Source organism: Staphylococcus sp. EG-SA-2 (assembly GCF_017152085.1).
On the sequence record NZ_JACYHC010000990.1, the window covers coordinates 1 to 834 of the forward strand.

The 834-nt window shown below is 33.3% G+C and carries 1 protein-coding gene; it reads right to left on the reverse strand.

The window, feature by feature from the left end:
• Positions 1-834, reverse strand: an 834-nt coding sequence (locus tag IDG60_RS27760) for a thiamine pyrophosphate-binding protein (RefSeq protein ID WP_274611448.1), incomplete at both ends; no start/stop codon positions are given.

Here is an 834-nt window from a genome sequence, read left to right on the forward strand (position 1 = left end):
CAGTTAACTGATGCAATGCAATTTTACTGTCTCCAACAATTCCTACATTAATATTAAAACGATGTCCGATATTTTTAGGATTTGTGTCGATTTGGATTGCTTTAATATTTTTCTTAGGTAAGTAATCCACATATGGATAGTTTGTACCAACCATAATTAATAAATCCGCTTCCTGCATTGTTTGATAAGATGTTTTGGTACCAATTTTACCTAAGTTACCGATACTATATGGATGATCATCCGGCAAGATTGTTTTAGCTGGTAATGAATGAATGACAGGAATTTTAGCCATTTCAATAAATTCACGTAGCTCATCTTTCGCATGTTTTGCACCTACACCAATTAACATGACAGGCTTTTTACTTTTATTAATTAGTTTAACCGCTTTTTTGATGTCTTTATATTTTGGTGATACAACTGTTGGTCTTGATGTATCTACTGGTTTATTCGTTGTATCTTTAATTTTTTCAGTTAATAAGTCGTTAGGACAAATAACAACAGCGACACCTTTTTGTTCATATGCCGTACGAATTGCTTCGTTAACGATTTCAAACACATTGTCACCTTTTTCAATTTGGTGATTATAAACGGCTACATCTTCACATAATTTTTGTAAATTTGTTTCTTGAAATGCTTTCGTTCCAAGTGCTGTACTATTCGTTTGTCCAGATAATATTAATTGCGGTACATTATCCATTTTGGCATCGTACATACCATTTAATAAATGAATTAAACCAGGGCCACCGATACTTAATGCCACACCGATTTTACCAGTTAATTTTGTGTAACCAGCAGCCGCTAAGCTTGCTACTTCTTCATGACGTACATGATAAA